Raw genomic sequence first — 18,826 nt, forward strand, 5'->3', positions numbered from 1 at the left:
TCTCATGCGAGGCTAGCCGACGCCGCAGCCTCAGGCAATGCTTGCGATACCCAGTACAGATCTTGTCCGGGTGCGCGCCTTTCGCGCTCCGATCAGGGCCGGGTAAAGGCGGTTTCCAAGAAGGTCCAGAACTGGTCGAACGCGACGTTCTCGCCCACGTAGAAGCCGAGCACGCGCGCCTGCAACATCTCCATCGTCGTGTGCAGCAAGATCGACGCGATCGTCGAATCATCTAGCGGCGGACTGGACATACCGGCGCCACGGCAGGCGGCAAGTAGCTCGGTCAGCGCTCGGTGCTGGGGCTGCAGCAAGGCCGAAAGCTCTGCCGGACGGGTTTCGCTGAGCCGCTGATGAAAGCTGACCAACGAGCGCTGCAACAGTGGCGGGGCCGGATCGGACGCCAACCACTCGGCTTGCATGAAGGCCCGAAGGCGATCTAGCGGGTCAGTGCCCGCTTCGGCGACCGCGGCCAGCTGCCGCTCAAGGCCGCCGAGCGTGGCTTCTTCGTAGATGGCCAGGAAAAGGTCGTCGGTACCGCTGAACGATTGGTAGAAAGACCGCAGTGACATGCCTGATCGTTCGACGACCTTTCGGACGGAGAGATTTTCCGCGCCTCCCTCACTGAGCAATTCCAGCGCGATGTGCAGGAACCGGTCGCTGCGTGCCTGAGCCCGTTTGCGCACATCCTCGGTCGCCCGCTCCGTCGAGCGTACCCGCCAGCGCGACTCCGGCCGTGGCGCCGACGTCAACCAGGCCGATACGTCGGTTCGCGATTTGCTCACACATCACAGCGTAGCGAGTCGGCGTTTCCATTAGCCGATAACGTTGGCCTCGGCTAACGGATACACGTAGTGCTCATGATGAGAACATGCAGTGATTTCGATGACGCACGGGGCCGTCACGTGTTTTGTTCGGCTGTCGCCGCCGGCCGGGCAAGGGTCTGCACGCGGCGATCGGTGAAGCGCCACACCCCGTCGGATCCGCGGGCCAATCTATCCAGGTAGCGCCCCGCCAGGGCGATGACCGTCGTACCTGCCTGACCGCTTCGGTCCAGCATTGCCCAACCACTCACAGCGCTCGCACGGTCGCCGTCGACGGTGATGACGGGATTGACGACAGCATGCAGGGTGCCAGGGCGGTCGGTGCGGCGCAGACCCGCCCACAGCGCTGCCAGCTCGGCGTGGCCCCGGTAGGTCCGTCCCATCGCGGCGAAGGAACAACTCTCGTCGAACAATTCGAGCAGTTCATCGGTCGCGCCGCTGTCGAGTAACGCGCAGTAGCGCTCGATCACCCCGCGGATACGTAGCTCGTCGACCAACGCGTCGGCGGCGGTCACGCGACGACGCCCTTGACCTTTAGATCAATGATGTCGTCCCAGTCCATGCCGAGGTCGTCGGTCAAAATCGCGTCCCCGTGTTCATTGAAGTCGGGCGCGCGTCGCGTCGGTGCCGGCTCGTCGTCGAACTGGACGGGCGTGGCCACGAGCGGGTGCTTCTCACCCGAGGCGGCCTCGGCCTGAACCACATATCCGTTGGCGATGACCTGTGGGTCGGCGGTCACCTCGATAGAGTCCTGCACCGGCGCCCACTGGCCACGGAAGTCGCCGAGGCGTTGCTTCCATTCGGCCAGCGGCGCAGAGGCGAATCGCTCGGCCAGGATCGACCTCGCGACGGGGCTGTTCGCGGCGAAGCTTGCGACATCGGCGAACCGCTCGTCATCGACCAATTCGGCCAGGCCCATCACCCGACAAGTCTCGGGCCAGTAGTGGAATCCCTGCAGGCACGCCAATTGCAACCAGTGCCCGTCCGACGTCTGGTAGGTGGCCACCAGCGGGTTGCCCACATCTGTGCCGACCGGGAACTGGCCCCACGGATGGTTCAACTCGTGCGACAACGCGATGGCGGCCCCCATCGCCCACATTCCGGTGGCGAGAAGCGACACGTCGACAACCGGCGGCTGGCCCGTGCGTTCGCGATGCAGCAGTGCCGCCGAGATGCCGCCCGCAATGGTCATCGCGCCGATCGAGTCACCATACGCGGGCGCGGGTTGGCCCGGAATCGCCTCGAATTCAACGGGTTTGGCCCCGTAGGCGACGCCGGCGCGGCACCAGTAGCCCAGCACGTCATATCCCCCGCGATCGGCGTCCGGGCCGCGCGAGCCGAACCCTGATCCACGGACGTAAACGATGTTGGGATTGGCGGCCCGGATGTCGTCGACGTCGATGCGCAGCTTGGAACGAACCGCGGGCAGCTTGTTGGTCAGGAAGACGTCGCAGGTCGCCGCCAGCTTGTAGAGGATGTCGACGCCTTCGGGCGTGCTCAAATCCAAACCGATGCTTCGCTTTCCGCGATTGGAATGTTGCAGCAGCGGATGCCACGCACCACCGTCGAGGCCTAGGTTGCCGGTCGACATGATGCCTCGCATCGCGTCGCCGCGCTCGGCGGGTTCCACCTTGATCACGTCCGCGCCCCAGTCGGACAGGATCGCCGACGCCGCGGGAACGAAGGTGTGCTCGGCGACCTCGAGGACGCGGATCCCTTGCATCACAGCGGTCATGGCAACTGTCCTAATTGTTGATCGGTCATCGGTCCTCGAGGATCATTTCGGCGGCCCGCCAGGCCATCGCCATGATGGGGCCGTTGAGATTGCCGGCCACCATCGTCGGCAGGATGGACACGTCGACGACGCGCAGGCCGGGCACCCCACGCACACGCAGGCTGGCGTCCAACGGGTCGGATTCCCCCGGGCCCATCGCGCACGCCCCGGACGCGTGATACCCGGCGCCGCCGTAGAGCAGTCCTGCCCGCAGGATGCTGTCGTCGTCGTCGACCGCGGGCCCGGGTTCGATCTCGGAAAAGATCATGTCGGCCACGGGATGCTGCTCGACGATCTCCCGCATGCGCCGGAACATTGCCACCGATACCCTTTTGTCGTAATCGGTTTCGAGGTACGCGACCTCGACGCGCGGCGGTTGACCGGGATCGGCCGATCGAATCCGCACCGAGCCCTGACTGGTCGGCCGCAGAACGAAGCCCAGGAGGGATAGGCCCGCCCGGCCTTCGATGCCCCCGTCAACGGGCCCGACACCCAACGAGAAGGGTGTCATGAGCACTTGCGCGTCGGGCCGGTCGCTGGCCGGGTCGGCGCGGATGAAAGTGAGCATGTCGTAGGCGGCGGTGCCGATCGGCCCCTTGCGGGTGGTCAGATAGCGCAGCCCCGCGCGCGCCTGGCCAACGGGGGTGGACAGAAACCGGTTGTAGCCTTTGTTCTCTTTGAGCCGCATCTGCAGCGGTATGCACCGGTGCTCGCGCAATCCTTCGCCGATTCGGGGGCTGTCCACCCTGACGTCGACGCCGGCCGCGGTCAATACTTCTTTCGGCCCAATCCCCGACAGTTGCAACAGCTTCGGAGTTGCCAAACTCCCGCACGAGACGATCACCTCGCGGGAGGCTCGAAGCTCCTGCTTGCCCTTGGCCGAACTCACCTCCACACCCACGGCGCGATCGGATTCGAAGACGATTCGTTGGGCGATTGCGCCGGTCAGCACCGTGAGGTTGGGCCGCTTCATAGCGGGGTGCAGAAAAGCCCTCGCGGAGTTGACTCGTTTACCCTTCCGCATCGTGGCCGCGGTGTACCCGGTGCGCTCCTCGTCGGAGGCGTTGATGTCCTCGACCCGCTTGATGCCCAGAGTGGTCGCGGCATCCATCAGCGCCTCGGAGACCTCGTCGTGGGTGTTGATAACGCTTACACCGAGGGGGCCGCCGGCGCCGCGGACCGCGGAGGGGCCCAGACTGTGATCCTCGATAGCCCGGAAGACGCGCAGCATCTGGTCCCAACCCCAACCGGGATTGCCGCGGGCGACGATATCGTCGTAGTCGGCCGCCTGACCTCTGTTGTAGACCAGCCCATTGATCGAACTCGACCCGCCGAGTAGCTTGCCCCTGACCCAATGCTCCTGCTGTCGGTGCGGCCCAAACGGTTCCACGTCGTACTCCCACACGTAGCGCGGGTTTTTCATCAAGAACGCGAAGCCCTTGGGCATTGACACCAACGGGTTGCGGTCGGTGCCGCCAGCCTCGAGGAGCAAGACTTTGTTGCCGGGGTCCACACTGAGCCGATCAGCCAGTACACACCCCGCAGACCCGCCACCCACCACGACGTAGTCGAACTCGCTCACCGTCAGCCCTTCCGATTCGGCGTACTCGCTGCACGAGAACAGTGTTCTCAGCAGAGTAGCCTCGGCGGTTCAGGGACGGAAGTACCTCAGCGAATCGCCAGCGTCGAGGCGGCGCTGCGCGCGCCTGACGATTGAGATGATCGGCAGCAATTCTCGAACCCAGCGGCATCGTCACGGGGCGAGCTCGTTGCGTGTTGGTGTAGCCGGTCTGGGAACCGGCAAGCCTTTCGGCGGCATGGCCTACGGTCGAATGCCGTATCCCTCGCCGTCGTCGGCCAGATAGGTGACGTCGTACCACCGCCTCGGCGGTTGGACGCCGGTGTCATACTCCTCGGTCGCGGTCGCCCGCTCGAGCCGAACGTCCGTCAGGCGCGGATTGTTCGCGCGGACATAGTCTTCGAGCTCAGCCAGTAGCGCGTCGCCGGTCAGCGTCGTGTCCGCGAGCGCCCTCGCTTCGCGCTTCGCCCAACTCACGCGTTACATCTTGCCCCGACCGCTGTGGCCGGCAGCCGACGCGTGGGGTTAGGTGGCCATCCGCCCGTCGAGCATGATGCCCAGCCGGAGGGCGCCATCTCTTCGACGCACACCCTCGATGCGCACCTCGATGTCTGGTCGCCGTGGCTTACCCGCGGTCGATGTGGCCGGGTTGTCGAAGGTGATCATCGTCGATCTCCTCTCTCACTAGGCCCCCGCTTTATTCAGGGTGCGACACGTATACCGACTATTCGGGGTGCGACACGGTCACGATTAGGGCAAGACGGTGTGCATCAGCATCACGTCGTATGCCGACCACAGCGACAGGTTGAAGTACAGATCCCGGCCCGACGACCACGGATGGATCATCGGCGCGTAGATGCCGCCGGGCATCGAGAACGACGACACCAGCGGTTGCTCCGGGCTCCACGGTCCCTGCGGGGCCGGCGCGGTGCGCGCGACCACGTCATTGCTGCCGCCGTTGGTGTAGAGCACCAGGTATTGCTTGAGGTAGTTGTTGTACTGGGCGGACATTTCGCCCACTGGGCCCGGGAAGATCGGCGTCGCCGCACCCGGATTGTTCGGGACCCAGCGGCCGCCGTTGTCGCCGTTCCAGTACTGGTACTTGGTGAGGTCGGGCAGCTGGCCGGGTGGCACCCGCGACAGGAAGGCCGCGCCACCGCGCCCCGACGGGGTCCCGAACTGATAGAGGTAACCGTCGTTGCCCTTCATGAACGCACCCATTTGGAAGTTCTCGTTGCCGGGGGTGAACCCGGCTCCCGGGATGGCGTCCGCCGAGGCCGTACGGATGGAGGTGGGAAAAATCCCCCAGTTCTGACCGTTGTCATTGGACCTGGCGATGGCGGAGTAGTTCGTCGACCATTCGCCGTCGCGACCCCACTGCCGGATCGACATGTAGCTCATGTACTGCGTCCGGCCGATCGAGATGCCGGCGGTCGGAATGATCCCCGTCTCGTGCGCTGCCTTGTGGATGGTGTTGACGACCTGCTTGGACAGGCTCGGCGCCCACACGGGTGAACCGGAGTACCGGTCGTTGGGGACGCCTTCGGCGATGTGGATCCCGTGCGAGAGATCACGGTCCGAGCTGCGGAAGAGCGTGTTGTAGCGCCACTGCTGGCCCTTGACTTTGCAGTAGCCGAAGGTGTCACCGAAGGCCATGAGCACTTGGCGGTTCACCGGATCGCCGTTGTCCCAAGCAATTCCGAGGTCGGTGCCGGAGATGCTGAAACGCTGCAGGGTCTTGTTCGGGCCGTCAGGTCCGGTCACCCAGTCGACCAGCGACGTCGGCGCACCCGCGATCGAGGGGGGCGGTGCCGGCGCGGGTTGCGGCGGCGGGACGGGGGCCGCGTTGGGCTGCAGCTGACCGGCGTTCGGCGGTTGCGCAAGCCCGGGGACGGGCGGATTGGGCCCGGGCGGCAGCACCTCCGCCTGCGGTCTCATCGGGGCGACCTGCCGGGGGACCGCCGGCTTGAGGAAGGACGAGATCAGCGGCCCCAGCCTCGGCAGCGGCGCCTGGTCGTTGGTGTGGCTGGGTCTGCGGCCGGTGGGCGGTTGGACAACCGGCTGGGGCGCGGGCATCGCGGGCGGCGCGGCCGGCGGTTCGACGTTCGCTTCCGGCGCGCCACACGGGGTGGCATTGGCCGACGGCGCCGGCCCGACCACGTAGACGAGTCCGACAGCGGCCGCCGAAGCCATCGAGAGCGACACACTTCGCAGAATCGCCGACATGTAACACCTTTCGAGCGGCAGGACACCGCATTGACGTCCGCAGTTGGCTCATGTGACGATAGTTATCAGCGCGTCTGTTGTGACTAGTGATGCGACGATAGGTACGCATCCGTGACCGTGTCGAAACCCAGCCGGTAGCCCCATCCTCTTGCGTTTTTGCCGGTCAGCCCCCTGGCTCCGGCTCACGACGCGGCATCTCCGGCAGCTTCAACGGCACATCGGGCGCCAGCCGAACACCGTGCGTCGAGCGCTGGAGCCAGGTACGCTCCCATCCGCCAGCGCACCCGGCGCCCTGGCTGCGCGGCCCGCCAAGGAGGGCGACCGATGAGTGTGCGTAATGACCTGGGCCGCAAGCTGTTCCAAAGCAAGGCCTACCTAGGCCGCGTGGTCGCAGCGTCTATGGCCGGCACGGTCGTGGAATGGTACGAATTCTTCCTGTACGGCACCGCCGCAACGTTGGTCTTCAGCAAAGTGTTCTTTCCCCGGGGCGGCAACGAGCTCGACGCCATCCTTGCCGCTTTCGTGACCTACGCGGTGGGCTTCGCCGCCCGCCCGCTCGGCGGCATGGTGTTCGGCCAGCTCGGCGACCGGCACGGCCGAAAGAAGCTGTTGCAGCTCAGCCTGCTGCTGGTCGGTGTCTCCACATTCGCGATGGGCTGCCTGCCCACCTACGCCCAGATCGGCTACTGGGCTCCCGCGTTGCTGGTGGTGCTGCGTTTCGTCCAGGGCTTCGCCGTCGGCGGCGAGTGGGGCGGGGCCATCCTGCTGGTCGCCGAGCACAGCCCGAAATCCAGCCGCGGCTTCTGGGCCAGCTGGCCGCAGGCCGGCGTGCCGGGTGGAAACATGCTGGCCACCGTCGTGCTGCTGGTGCTCACCTCGACGCTCTCGGACGCGGCGTTCCTGAGCTGGGGCTGGCGCATCGGATTCTGGCTGTCCGCGGTCGTCGTTCTGATCGGTTACTACATCCGCACCAAGGTGACGGACGCACCGATCTTCTACGAAGCGCAGCGCCAGGACGACCTCGTCGATTCCACCCGGGTAGGCGTGGTCGAGGTGCTAAAGCATTATCCGCGTGGAGTTTTCACCGCCATGGGCATGCGGGTCGGCGAGAACACCATGTACTACCTCGTCGTCACCTTCTCCATCACGTATCTGAAGGTCCACGTGCACGCCGACACCAAAACCATCCTGTGGTGGCTGCTGGCCGCGCACGCCGTCCACTTCGCCGTCATCCCGCTGGCCGGGGGTCTCAGTGACCGATTGGGCAGGCGGCCAATCTATTTCATCGGCGCGATCAGCGCCTGCACCTGGGGCTTCTTCGCCTTCCCGATGATGAACAGCGGGCGCAACGCCGTCATCATGTCGGCGATCGTGATCGGATTGGTCTTCCACGGCCTGATGTACGCGGTTCAGCCGGCGGCGATGGCCGAGATGTTTCCCACCCGCATGCGGTATTCGGGGGTGTCGCTCGGTTATCAGGTCACCTCGATCGTGGCCGGTTCGCTGGCACCGATCATCGCGGTTCGCCTGCTCGAGACCTACCGATCCGCGGTACCCATCGCGTGGTACCTGGCCGCCACCGCGGCGGTGAGCGCGGTGTCCGTCGTCGCCGCCGCCGAGACGAAGGGCATCGACCTGGCCGCCGTCGACCTGGCCGACGCCCACAAACGCCGGGCTGTTCGGGCGCTTGAATCGGGCGGCCCCGGGCCCACTGAGCTCGCAGAGGGCGCCATTTGAACCGTGCGCGCGGACCCGACACCGGCGCCCCTGGTTCGGTTTGGCGCGGCATTGAGGTGAGTCCGCATGTTTGTCTGCCGCTGTACGGGGCAATGTTCCATAAGAGGCGCACGCGTCGGCCGGCCTTCGCGTCCGCCTAGGTCCCGTCGGTTCAGCCCGAGAGCCGACGGGGCCGCCCGCTTTGGGGCACCCTATTGACCGTGGGCCGCCGAAGGATACGCCGCAACGACGAGGCCATCCAGGAGTAGCGTGCGGCGTATGGATGGCTCGGCCGACGTGTGGATTCTGGGCGGTTGGCAGACCGATTTCGCCCGCAACCTCAGCAAAGAGGGCCGCGACTTCGCCGCCCTGACCATGGAAATCGTCGAAGGCACGCTCGCCTCGGCCAAGGTCAACGCCGCCGACATCGAAGTGATCCACGTCGCGAACGCCTTCGGCGAGATGTTCGCTCGCCAGGGTCACCTCGGGGCGATGCCGGCGACGGTCTGCGCCGACCTTTGGGACATTCCGGCCTCCCGGCACGAGGCGGCGTGCGCGTCCGGGAGCATCGCGGTGCTGTCCGCGATGGCCGATCTGCGGTCGGGCACCTACCGCACCGCGCTGGTAGTGGGGACCGAACTCGAGAAGACCGTGCCCGGCGACACCGCGGCCCAGCACCTGGGTGCGGCGGCGTGGACGGGTCACGAGGGTACACGGGCGCGGTACCTGTGGCCGTCGATGTTCGCTGAGGTCGCCGACGAATACGACCGGCGCTACGGCCTGGACGATGCACACCTGCGCGCCATCGCACAGTTGAACTTCGCGAACGCGCGGCGCAACCCCAACGCCCAGACCCGCGCATGGACGGTCCCCGACCCCATCACGGACGACGACGCCACCAACCCGGTCACCGAGGGCCGGCTACGGCGCTTCGACTGCAGCCAAATGACCGACGGCGCCGCGGGATTGGTGTTGGTCGGCGACGCCTATCTGCGCGACCACCCCGGTGCGCGGCCTATCGGCCGCATCGAGGGCTGGGGACACCGGACCGTGGGGTTGGGGCTGCGGCAGAAGCTGGACCGCGCGGCGGACGACCCCTACATCCTTCCGCACGTGCGGGCGGCGGTCCACGACGCGCTGCGGCGCGCCCGGCTGACCCTCGAGGACCTCGACGGCTACGAGGTGCACGACTGTTTCACCCCCAGCGAATACCTGGCCATCGACCACATCGGACTGACCGGGCCCGGTGAGTCGTGGAAGGCCATCGAAAACGGCGAGATCGAGATCGGCGGCCGGCTGCCGATCAATCCCAGCGGCGGCCTCATCGGCGGCGGCCACCCGGTGGGGGCCTCCGGCGTGCGCATGCTGCTCGACGCGGCCAAGCAGGTCAGCGGCGCGGCCGGCGAATACCAGGTCGAGGGGGCCAAGACGTTCGGCACCCTGAACTTCGGCGGCAGCACCGCCACCACCGTGAGTTTCGTTGTCGGCGCGGCAGAAGGGGTGTGAGATGGACGTGGAGATCGTCGGCAAGTTCCTGTCCACACTGCCCGAAGACGACGACCACCCCTACCGGACCGGGCCGTGGCGTCCCCAGACCACCGAATGGGACGCCGACGACCTCACCGCCGTGGAAGGCGACGTCCCGCGCGACCTGGATGGCATCTACCTGCGCAACACCGAAAACCCGCTACACCCCGCGCTGAAGACCTATCACCCGTTCGACGGCGACGGCATGGTGCACATCGTCGGCTTCCGTGACGGAAAAGCCTTCTACCGCAACCGGTTTGTCCGCACCGACGGCTTCCTGGCGGAAAACGAGGCGGGCGGGCCGCTGTGGCCGGGGCTGGCCGAGCCCGTGCAGTTGGCCAAGCGCGCGGACGGCTGGGGCGCCCGCACCCGGATGAAGGACGCGTCGAGCACCGACGTCATCGTGCACCGCGGCGTCGCGCTGACCAGCTTCTACCAGTGCGGCGACCTCTACCGGGTCGACCCGCACTCGGGTGAAACGCTGGGCAAGGAGACCTGGAACGGGCGCTTCCCGACCGATTGGGGCGTGTCCGCGCATCCGAAGGTGGACAGCAAAACCGGCGAACTGCTGTTCTTCAACTACAGCAAGCGGGACCCGTTCATGCGCTACGGCGTGGTCGACGGGAACGGCGAGCTGGTCCACTATGTGGACGTCCCGCTGCCCGGGCCGCGGCTGCCGCACGACATGGCGTTCACCGAAAACTACGTGATTCTCAATGACTTTCCGTTGTTCTGGGACCCGGTCCTGCTCGAGCAGGACGTGCACCTACCGCGCTTCTACCCGGATATGCCGTCACGCTTCGCGGTCCTGCCCCGCCGCGGCGGCACCCAAGACATTCGATGGTTCGAGGCCGACCCCACGTTCGTGCTGCACTTCGTCAACGCCTACGAGGACGGTGACGAGATCGTGCTCGACGGTTTCTTCGAGGGCGACCCTTCGCCGGTTGACAACGGTGGGTCAAAGTGGGACAAGCTGTTTCGGTTCCTGGCGCTGGATCGTCTGCAGTCGCGGCTGCACCGATGGCGGTTCAACCTGGCCACCGGTGCCGTGCACGAGGAGCGGCTGTCGGAGTCCATCACCGAGTTCGGCACCATCAACCCCGACTACGCCGCGGGCAATTACCGCTACGCCTATGCCGCCACCGGCAAACCGGGCTGGTTCCTGTTCGACGGGCTGGTCAAACACGATCTGCGCACCGGGAGCCAGCAGGAATTCTCCTTCGGTGACGGGATCTATGGAAGCGAGACGGCGATGGCGCCGCGGGTGGGTTCGACCGGTGAGGACGACGGCTACCTGGTCACGCTGGCCACCGATATGAACACTGATGCCTCGTATTGCCTGGTCTTCGACGCCGGGCGTCTCGCCGACGGTCCGGTGTGCAAACTGCAACTGCCGGAGCGGATTTCCAGTGGCACGCATTCGACGTGGGCACCCGGCGAACAGCTGCGGCGCTGGGAAACCGCGGAGTCGGCGGCCGGCGCGGTGGGGTTGTGATGGACGGCAACAAGCCCCGGCGGCACACCCACTGGCCGGCGCAGCTGGCGTCCATCGGCGGCATTCGCTTCGCACGCCGGTCGTCGAACTTTCAAGAGACGGTGCGGTTTTACCGCGAGCTGGTCGGGTTGCCGCTCTTCGAGACGTTCGGCGACAGCTACGGCAGCAACGGCGCGATCTTCGGCCTGCCCAGCTGGAACCTGACCCTGGAGATCGTGGAATCGGCCGAGCCCGTCGCGGTGGACCACCACGAACAGCTGTGCCTGTACTTCCCCGACCGGCAGGCGCAGCAGGGGGCGATCGCCCGTCTGCAGAAAGCGGGCATTCAACCCGTCGAACAGCACCCGTACTGGGAGGCGACGGGCGCGGTGACCTACCGCGACCCGGACGGCCGCGAAATCGTGTTCGCGCCCTTCGTCTTCGGCGTCAACGAGCCGAGTGACAGCTCCGCCTCGGGGACGCACGAGTTTCCGGCGCAGTAGAAACCTCAGCGGCTGGAGCGACCGGAAGCCAGTGCCGCAATGACGGCCGCGATCGAGCACACCACCGCGCCGACGGCCGCGACCGCTCCGACGTACAGGCCATATTGCGCCGATACCGGCGGATTCACGTTGAGCTTGTAGTACCACGCCGTCAGCGCGACGATCAGCACCGAAATCACCAGTGCGGCAGCCGAAGCCATGCGGACCGCCAGGCCCCGGCCGACCATCGCCCCGGTCACCAGCAGCGTCGAGGACAACAGCACGATGAGCTGGCCGGCACCGAATCCCCGCGGGAGCTCCAGGTTGCCGTGAGCGCCCCCGATGGCGTTGGCCCAGCCGCCACCATTGACCGCCGTGGTCAGCCACGGCAGCCACGCGCTGCCCGAGATCACCACCGCGAAAAACGCCACCAGCCAACCAGGACGCAGCCGGCGAGTCATGTCAGCGAGATTAGCCGACTCGGGACCGACCCGGGAACGTCACGCCAGCGTGGCGCCCGATCGCTGGTGGTGCAGTGACGACAGGTTGAAGATGACGCCGGTCGGATCGGTCGCCGCGGCCAGTCGCCCGTACGGGGTGTCCTCGGCGCCACGCACCACCGCGCCGCCGTTTTCCCCGATGACCCGGAGGGCCTCGTCGACGTCGTCGGCGCCGAAGAAGACGGTCCAATTCGACGGGACGCCGTCGGGCAGACACGCGGAACCGTCCATCACACCCAGCAATTGCTGGTCGCCGAACCATGCTGTGGTGTAGCGGAATTCGTCGGTGTCGGCGGTCCGCTCGGTGCGCCAGCCGAAGACCGCACGGTAGAAGTCCACCGCGCCGCGGTGGTCGCGGGTGGTCAATTGGTGCCACACCGGGGAGCCGGCCTCCCCGACGATCTGAAAGCCGCGGTGCTCCAGCGGCTGCCAGAGTCCGAAGACCGCACCGGACGGGTCGGCGCACAGACCCATGAACCCCTTGACGGGAACCTCCATCGGTCCCATGCAGACCGAACCCCCCGCCGCGGTGACCGCCGACATCGTCGCCTCGACGTCGTCGGTCCTGAAGTAGGTGGCCCAGTTGTCCGGAGACCGCGACTCGGGCCGATTCGCCATCAGGCCGGCGACGCCATGGCCGTCCCTGGCGGCGTTGACGTATCCCCCGTACTCGGGTCCGGCCGACTCGAACGTCCAGCCGAAGACGTGGCCGTAGAAGTCCCGGGCGCCGTCGAGGTCCGACGTCGTCAGATCGATCCAGCAGGGGGCGCCCAGTGGCGCGTCGTCACGGATGGGCACGTTGACCTCCTCGTAGTCCGGCCCCGAATCCGGGGTTCAGACCTATAGACCGCCGCGGCCGAGGAAACTCATCGCGCACGGACCTCAGCGATGACCGCCGCCGGACCCGTTGGTGCTCGGATCGGGCCGGGTGAACACCGTGACGAAGTTCTGCAGCGATTCGTTGATGTCACCGCGCAGCGCGGCGGCGACGATCATCCCGATCGGCCCGAACAGCGCGGGGCCACCGAGGTGGACGTCGAAGCTGACGATGGAGCCCTGTTCTGCGGGCTGAACTTTGGCCAGCAGTTTGACCTTGACGCCGCCGACACCGTCGCCGTTGAGGGTCATACCTTCCGGCGGCTTGTAGCGCACGACCGTCCACCTGATCCGGTTGTACATGCCCTTTACTTCGACGATCGACTCCACGATCGTGCCCTTGTCGATGTCTTCGGGCAGTTTGCTGCGCCACACCCGGTGGATGGTCAGCCAGTCCTTGTACCGGGACAGGTCGGAGGCATGCTTCCAGGCCACCTCGGGTGGCAGCGGGACGTCGATGGATCCGGAGAGTTTCGCCATGAGCTCAGTCCTGGTGGTCGCCTTGTGCCGCTGATTCGGCCGCCTTCTTGGCTTGTTCCTGCACTTTGTGGATGGTGTCGGAGTACTTGCCCTGCGTCTTGTCGTCGACCAATTCGCCGGCCTTGTTGATTGCCGTCTCGACCTTGTCGGCGTTCTGCGACAACAGTTCTTTCGCCTTGTCCAGAAATCCCATGTACCCGTCCTTTCCCCGCCGAAATCCTACTTGCCCCATGAAAGCCTGTCGGCGGGCGACCGGAGTGGTCAGCGCCACAACCGCGGGTGCACGCCCAGGATGCGGGCACGGATCCACCACATCGCCTCGACCGCGGCGGCACCCAGCACGCCGACCCCCACGGCGGCCGACGTCACCGCCACATTGGACGGATCGAGCAAGAATGCCTTGCGGGCCAGCGGCAGGCTGAAGATCACCACGTAGGCCAGGCCGGAGCCGGCGACCAACGCGATCCGCCACCACTGGTAGGGGCGCGCCACCACCGCAAGCACCCACAACGCCGTCATCAGCAGCGTGATCAGCGCCGCGGTGGACGCCTGCTCCTGTTGCTGGAACGTCGCATGCCGGCCGTGGTAGGCCAGCAGGTAGGAGGCGAACGTCGCGGTGCCGACGATCAGCCCGGACGGCAGCGCCGAACTGAGCACCCGCCGCACGAAGCCGGGATTGGCGCGTTCGTTGTTGGGGGCGAGCGACAGGATGAACGCCGGGATTCCGATGGTGAACCACGCGGCGATGGTGACGTGGATCGGCTGGAACGGGTACAGCAAGGGGTCGGCCTTGAGGGGCTTGGCGAACAGACATTCGGTGCCGACCAGCAGCGCCAGCAGCACCGAGTAGACGGTCTTGGTCAAGAACAGGTTGGCGACCCGCTCGATGTTGCCGATCACCCGACGGCCCTCGCCGACGACATACGGAAGGGTGGCGAACTTATTGTCCAGCAACACGATCTGTGCGACGGCTCGCGACGCCGGGCTGCCGGCGCCCATCGCGACGCCGATGTCGGCATCTTTGAGCGCCAGCACGTCGTTGACGCCGTCACCGGTCATCGCGACGGTGTGCCCGTGCGCCTGCAGGGCGTGCACGATCGCCCGCTTCTGGTCGGGCCGCACCCGGCCGAAGGTGGTGTAGGTGTCCAGCGCGTCGGCCAATTGCGCGGCGTCCGACGGCAGCCGGCGCGCGTCCATCGTCTCGCCGTGCAGCCCGAGCTTTCCGGCGACCGCGCCGACCGACACCGCGTTGTCGCCGGAGATCACCTTCACCGAAACACCTTGCTCGGCAAAGTAATCCAGCGTTTGCGCGGCATCCGGGCGCACCCTCTGCTCGAGGACCACCAGCGCGACGGGCGTGACGCGGCCCGGCGCGTCCGGGTGGTCGACGGCCACGTCACCGGTGCCCACGAGCAGCACCCGCAACCCCTGCGCACCGATCCGCTCGGCTTGTTCGGCCGCCGCCGACGCCGGCTCGAGCAGCACGTCCGGCGCCCCGATCACCCAGTTGCCGTGCTCGCCGAAGGACACCCCGCTCCACTTGGTGGCCGACTTGAAAGGCGCTGTCGCCGTGGTGATCCAGTCGGGTGGCCGTTGATAGGTCTCGGCGATCGCCTGCATGCTGGCGTTGGGTCGCGGATCGGCGGCGGCCAGCGCCGCCAGCGCGTCGGTGACCGTGTGCCGCCGTGCCGCTTCGAGTTCCTCGACACCCGCGACGCGCATGCCATTTTCGGTCAGGGTGCCCGTCTTGTCCGCGCACACCACGTCGACCCGGGCGAGCCCCTCGATGGCGGGCAGCTCCTGCACCAGGCACCGACGCTGGCCGAGCCGGATCACCCCGACGGCGAACGCGACCGACGTCAGCAGCACCAGACCTTCGGGCACCATCGGCACCAGCGCACCCACCGTCCGCAGCACCGACTGCCGCCAGCCGGCGTGGGTGGTGAACATTTGGGTGTAGATCGTCAGCAGACCGGCCGGCACCAGCAGGTAGGTGATGAACTGCAGGATCCGGTTGATGCCGTTGCGCAGTTCGGATTTGACCAGGGTGAACTTGCTGGCCTCCTCGGCGAGCCTGGCGGCGTAGGCCTGCGGCCCGACCTTCGTGGCGCGGTAGGCGCCCGTCCCGGCGACGACGAAGCTGCCCGACATCACCGCATCACCGACGGCCTTACCGACCGGGTCGGCCTCCCCGGTGAGCAGCGACTCGTCGACCTCCAGGCTCGTCTCCTCGACGATCTGGCCGTCGACCACGACTTGGTCGCCCGGCCCCAGTTCGATGATGTCGTCGAGCACCACTTCGGCAGGCAACCGGGTTCGCGTGCCGGAATGCCTGCGCACCAACGGTTTCGCCTGCCCCACGATGGCCAACGCGTCCAGTGTCCGTTTGGCCCGGATTTCCTGGACCATGCCGATGACGCTGTTGGCCACGATGAGCAGGCCGAACATCCCGTTGATCAGCGAGCCCGTCGAGAGCACGATCAGCAGCAACACCCCCAGGATCGCGTTGATCCGGGTGAAGACGTTGGCCCGCACGATGTCCGGGATGCTGCGGGTGGCGCGCTCCCGGACCGCGTTGCTCTGGCCTGCGGCGACTCGCTGCGCAACCTCGGCGTCGGTCAGTCCGGCGATCATCGGGTGAACGTTCCCAACTTGTCCGAGTCGTAGTACTCAAGGTTCAAGGTAGTGGCCGGCGAACCGGAAAACGTCGCTTTGGAAATCGTTCCGGGTGGGGCGTTTTCGTCGGTCAACCCGAAGGTGAAGGTGTCACCGTCCCAGTGCGTCAGCGTGACCGTCCGGTTCTTCGGGCCCATCGCCAGCTGCAGTGAGCCGTCGTGTTCGGTGATGACGGCCGGGCCCCAGTAGTCGCTGGCGTAGACGCCGACGTAATCGCCGAGTGGCCTGGCCGGGGCGGGGTTGGCGGGTGGCTGCTTGCCGACCAGCGAGCCCTCCGGATTGTTCAGCCAGCCGATCGCCTTCTGGTACAAGGCTCCCCAGTCCTCGCGGATTTGGCCGTACTGAACGAGCTCCATGAATTCGGCTGTCAGCGTCTCGGGGATGCCGTAGGGCGCGCCGTTCGTCAGCGCGATGATGCCCAGGTCCTCCGAGGGCATGACCACGAAGTTCGTCGCGGCCCCGAGAGCGAAGGCGCCGGAATGGCTGTATTCGGTGCGCCCCGAGGAATCCACCGAGGCGTTGAACCCGTATCCGTAGAACCCGGTGCGCGCCTTGGGTGTGGTCGCGGGCGCCGAAACCATCTGCGGGCTGGTAGCGGGCAGCAGGGCCTCCGGTGAGGCGATCCGCCGGCCGTCGTAAGTTCCGTTGCCCAGCAACATCATCAACCAGCGGGCCATGTCGTTGACTGAGGAGCTCACACCGCCGGCGGGCGACTGCGGGTCCGGGTCCCGCTGAAATCGGGCCTCCCACTTGCCGGCCGTCTTGACGTGGTTGACCGCACGGTTGGGCCTGGCGAGGAAGTCGGTGAAGCGCGAACTGGTCGACGTCATTCCCAGCGGGCGGTAGAGCGCCTCGTCGGACAGGTCCTCCCACGACTTGCCCGAGGCGGCGGCCACCGCCTCGGCGGCGGCGGTCACGCCATAGTTGGTGTAGGCATAGCTGATCCGAAAGGGCCGCAGCGGCAGGTACTTCAGCCGTTCGAGCGTCTGGCGGCGGTCGTAGCCCAGGTCTTCCAGTTTGTCACCGGCGTGGTCGGGCAACCCGGAGCGATGCGAATACAGGTCGCCGATGCTGACATGGCTGGTGACGTAGGGATCGCCGAGGGTGAACCACGGCAGCTTGGACGCCACCGGGGTGTCCCATGCCACGACGTTGTCGCTGACCTCGTGCGCGACCACCGTCGAGCCGACCGATTTGGATACCGAGGCCAGCTGGAAGACCGTGTCGGCGTCCACCCTGTTGTCCTGCCCCTGCCCCTTGCTGGCGTCCTTGACGCCGAATCCCTTGGCGTACAGCACCTTTCCCCCGTGCACGATGGCGACGGCCATTCCCGGGACGCCGGTGCTCTTCATCAGGTCGCCAACCAGACCGTCGACCTTTGCGAGAGCCTCGTCGATGCGCCCGGCGGGGATCGTCACACCCGACACCTCGTTGGGCGGTGCATCGGAGAGCGCGGGCGGGCTGGAGACCGGTTGCGCGGGCCCACATCCGGTCATGCCCAGCAGCACGGTGACAGCGGCCGCGGCCGCGCGTTTCGTCATGGCGGAACTCTAGCCCGCGACGGGTGCCAGGCCCCGGATCAGAGCCGCCACCAGGGGTTCGATTTCCCCGGGGCGGTCGGGTCGATGCGTTGGCCGGGGGCGGGCACCGTCACCGCGACCCGTGCCGGCGCCGCGGCGGCAAGCAGCCGTTCGACCGGCTCGGCCCACGGGTGCGGGGCCAGCCGGAAGGTGCCCCAGTGGATCGGCACGAGCAGCCCTGAGTCGGTGAGGTCCAGATGCGCCCGGACCGCTTCCTCGGGGTTCATGTGGACGTCCGGCCACGCGGTGTTGTAGGCGCCGACGGGCAGCAGGGTCAGATCGAACGGTCCGTGGTCGGCGCCGATCTGTGCGAAGCTCTGGGTGTAGCCGGTGTCGCCGCCGAAATACGCCCGGTGGTTCGGGCCCATGACCGCCCACGACGCCCACAGGGTCGTGTTGCGGTCCAGGAATCGGCCCGAAAAATGCCGGGCCGGAAGGCAAGTCACGATGAGCTCGTCCACCCGGCCGCTCTGATGCCAGTCGAGCTCGACGATGCGATGCTCCGGTATCCCCCACGCGCGCAGGTGCGCGCCGACACCGAGCGGCACGAAGAACGGCGCCCGCTGCGTACGGGCCAACGCCAGCACGGTGTCGATATCGAGGTGGTCGTAGTGGTCGTGGCTGACCACCACCGCGTCGACGGCGGGCAGCCCTTCCAGTGGCACCGGCGGCGGGTGCAGCCGCTGCGGCCCCACGATGTCCGACGGTGAGCAGCGATTACTCCACACCGGGTCGGTGAGCACCCGGTAACCGTCGATTTCCAGCAGCGCGGTGGAGTGGCCGAACCAACTGACGGCGAGCCGGCGGGGATCGCCGTCGAAGAGCGCGGGCGCGGCCAACGGGATCGGCGCCGCCGGCCGGCTCACGCCGCGGTTACCGATCAGGTCCCACGCGACCAGCCGCATCTCCTCGCGATCCATCGTGAAATCGGAGCCGGGGTCGAGGTTGACGAAGACGCCGTCGCGGTAATTCGGCGATCCCTGCGTTACCGCCCTGATCGCGGCGGGGTGGGCACCGAGGGCCGCAGGCGCGCCGTGCAGCGCCCGGACCACCCAGCTGCCGGCCGCCAGCGACGCCGTGCCGGCGGCCAGCCGCAGCGCCCCCCGCAGCATGGC

18 protein-coding genes are annotated in these 18,826 nt (G+C 67.1%); 4 read left to right on the forward strand and 14 right to left on the reverse strand.

Translation table 11 applies throughout. The features are described from left to right. Window positions 1–92: 92 nt before the first annotated feature. From G6N51_RS14535 to G6N51_RS14565, 7 genes are all read right to left on the reverse strand, one after another. A complete protein-coding gene (locus G6N51_RS14535) occupies window positions 93–782 on the reverse strand; it encodes a TetR/AcrR family transcriptional regulator (protein ID WP_083167358.1) in 690 nt (229 codons plus the stop codon). 116 nt (window positions 783–898) lie between these two features. Beyond that, entirely contained in the window at window positions 899–1,336 is a 438-nt protein-coding gene (locus tag G6N51_RS14540; protein ID WP_083167363.1) for a nuclear transport factor 2 family protein, read from the reverse strand. Beyond that, window positions 1,333–2,556 (reverse strand): CaiB/BaiF CoA transferase family protein, encoded by a 1,224-nt coding sequence (locus G6N51_RS14545; protein WP_083167368.1) that lies wholly within the window; start codon window positions 2,554–2,556, stop codon window positions 1,333–1,335. Before G6N51_RS14545 ends, G6N51_RS14540 begins: the two co-directional genes overlap by 4 nt. A gap of 25 nt (window positions 2,557–2,581) precedes the next feature. Next, window positions 2,582–4,177 carry a GMC family oxidoreductase gene (locus tag G6N51_RS14550; protein ID WP_083167373.1) on the reverse strand — a complete coding sequence of 532 codons (1,596 nt, stop codon included), beginning with the start codon at window positions 4,175–4,177 and terminating at the stop codon, window positions 2,582–2,584. 240 nt (window positions 4,178–4,417) lie between these two features. Next, window positions 4,418–4,651 (reverse strand): hypothetical protein, encoded by a 234-nt coding sequence (locus tag G6N51_RS14555; RefSeq protein WP_083167378.1) that lies wholly within the window; start codon window positions 4,649–4,651, stop codon window positions 4,418–4,420. Window positions 4,652–4,699: 48 nt separating this feature from the next. Beyond that, window positions 4,700–4,840 carry a hypothetical protein gene (locus tag G6N51_RS14560; protein WP_158086177.1) on the reverse strand — a complete coding sequence of 47 codons (141 nt, stop codon included), beginning with the start codon at window positions 4,838–4,840 and terminating at the stop codon, window positions 4,700–4,702. 84 nt (window positions 4,841–4,924) lie between these two features. Then, on the reverse strand, window positions 4,925–6,400 hold the full coding sequence (locus G6N51_RS14565; protein WP_083167381.1) for a DUF4185 domain-containing protein: 1,476 nt from the start codon (window positions 6,398–6,400) through the stop codon (window positions 4,925–4,927). 324 nt (window positions 6,401–6,724) lie between these two features. Between G6N51_RS14565 and G6N51_RS14570 the strand changes: the two genes are divergently transcribed. From G6N51_RS14570 to G6N51_RS14585, 4 genes are all read left to right on the forward strand, one after another. After that, complete coding sequence (locus G6N51_RS14570; protein ID WP_083167384.1) at window positions 6,725–8,137, forward strand: MFS transporter; 1,413 nt, start codon at window positions 6,725–6,727, stop codon at window positions 8,135–8,137. Between the two features lie 258 nt (window positions 8,138–8,395). Next, window positions 8,396–9,622, forward strand: a complete 1,227-nt coding sequence (locus G6N51_RS14575) for an acetyl-CoA acetyltransferase (RefSeq protein WP_083167386.1) — start codon at window positions 8,396–8,398, stop codon at window positions 9,620–9,622. 1 nt (window position 9,623) lies between these two features. Continuing rightward, window positions 9,624–11,138 carry a carotenoid oxygenase family protein gene (locus tag G6N51_RS14580; RefSeq protein ID WP_083167389.1) on the forward strand — a complete coding sequence of 505 codons (1,515 nt, stop codon included), beginning with the start codon at window positions 9,624–9,626 and terminating at the stop codon, window positions 11,136–11,138. Then, on the forward strand, window positions 11,138–11,620 hold the full coding sequence (locus tag G6N51_RS14585) for a VOC family protein (protein ID WP_083167393.1): 483 nt from the start codon (window positions 11,138–11,140) through the stop codon (window positions 11,618–11,620). The genes G6N51_RS14580 and G6N51_RS14585 overlap by 1 nt, the downstream gene beginning before the upstream one ends. A 5-nt stretch (window positions 11,621–11,625) precedes the next feature. Here the strand turns inward: G6N51_RS14585 and G6N51_RS14590 are convergent, their stop codons facing one another. The 7 genes from G6N51_RS14590 to G6N51_RS14620 form a co-directional block, all read right to left on the reverse strand. Then, the gene (locus G6N51_RS14590; protein WP_083167397.1) at window positions 11,626–12,060 is read right to left on the reverse strand and encodes a hypothetical protein; all 435 of its coding nucleotides are present in this window, start codon (window positions 12,058–12,060) and stop codon (window positions 11,626–11,628) included. 39 nt (window positions 12,061–12,099) lie between these two features. Continuing rightward, entirely contained in the window at window positions 12,100–12,897 is a 798-nt protein-coding gene (locus G6N51_RS14595; RefSeq protein ID WP_083167400.1) for a VOC family protein, read from the reverse strand. Window positions 12,898–12,981: 84 nt separating this feature from the next. Then, entirely contained in the window at window positions 12,982–13,455 is a 474-nt protein-coding gene (locus G6N51_RS14600; RefSeq protein ID WP_083167403.1) for a type II toxin-antitoxin system Rv0910 family toxin, read from the reverse strand. A 4-nt stretch (window positions 13,456–13,459) separates the two neighbouring features. Next, window positions 13,460–13,648 carry an antitoxin gene (locus G6N51_RS14605; protein ID WP_083167408.1) on the reverse strand — a complete coding sequence of 63 codons (189 nt, stop codon included), beginning with the start codon at window positions 13,646–13,648 and terminating at the stop codon, window positions 13,460–13,462. 68 nt (window positions 13,649–13,716) lie between these two features. After that, window positions 13,717–16,089 (reverse strand): cation-translocating P-type ATPase, encoded by a 2,373-nt coding sequence (locus G6N51_RS14610; protein WP_083167412.1) that lies wholly within the window; start codon window positions 16,087–16,089, stop codon window positions 13,717–13,719. After that, complete coding sequence (locus tag G6N51_RS14615) at window positions 16,086–17,672, reverse strand: serine hydrolase (protein ID WP_083167417.1); 1,587 nt, start codon at window positions 17,670–17,672, stop codon at window positions 16,086–16,088. The genes G6N51_RS14610 and G6N51_RS14615 overlap by 4 nt, the downstream gene beginning before the upstream one ends. Window positions 17,673–17,710: 38 nt before the next feature. Next, window positions 17,711–18,823 (reverse strand): MBL fold metallo-hydrolase, encoded by a 1,113-nt coding sequence (locus tag G6N51_RS14620; RefSeq protein WP_142274808.1) that lies wholly within the window; start codon window positions 18,821–18,823, stop codon window positions 17,711–17,713. Window positions 18,824–18,826: the final 3 nt, after the last annotated feature.

The sequence above is a fragment of the Mycobacterium paraseoulense genome (assembly GCF_010731655.1).
Classification (GTDB): domain Bacteria; phylum Actinomycetota; class Actinomycetes; order Mycobacteriales; family Mycobacteriaceae; genus Mycobacterium; species Mycobacterium paraseoulense.